The 504-nt window shown below is 55.2% G+C and carries 1 protein-coding gene; it reads right to left on the reverse strand.

Features of this window, described 5'->3' with window-relative positions; genetic code table 11:
* Positions 1 to 383: ferrochelatase (locus tag B2R17_RS05425; protein ID WP_286763163.1), on the reverse strand; the 383-nt coding region annotated here is incomplete at its 3' end.
* Positions 384 to 504 lie beyond the last annotated feature (121 nt).

Genomic DNA, 504 nt, shown 5'->3' on the forward strand with positions numbered 1-504 from the left:
TTTTCGCGATACTGGCGACATCCGCTGTAGCAGCTGAACATGCTGGTGAAAAATGCCAGCGATCGCTTCTTGCCATCCGTCTTCATTTGACGAAGCGTGTCGGCAAAGTATGGATCCCAGTTCCGATTGCCCCAATAGATCGGCAAGTCGATTCCGTTGGCGTCAAATCGTTTTTGCAGTGCCGCGATGAGCTGACGGTTTTGCTCGTTGATGGGGCTGACGCCGCCGAAGTGTTTGTAGTGCTCGGCGACTTCCAGCATCCGCTCACGCGGCACGTTCTTGCCACGCAAAACGTTTTCGAGGAACGGCATCACATCGTCCTGCCCCTCTGGACCACCGAAGGACACCAATAAAAACGAATCGTAGGGAGGCAGTTCACTCATGAGGGGAAGTCACGAAGGCGGCGGTTGGATGAGATGTGCGATGTCCTTCCAAGGCTGTCGAACCTGATTCAGATGGCCGTGGGAAGTCGCCAGCATAGGTTTCGACGGCCTTGGAAGGCCA

This window comes from Rhodopirellula sp. UBA1907, from assembly GCF_002337565.1.
Taxonomy (GTDB): Bacteria; Planctomycetota; Planctomycetia; order Pirellulales; family Pirellulaceae; genus Rhodopirellula; species Rhodopirellula europaea.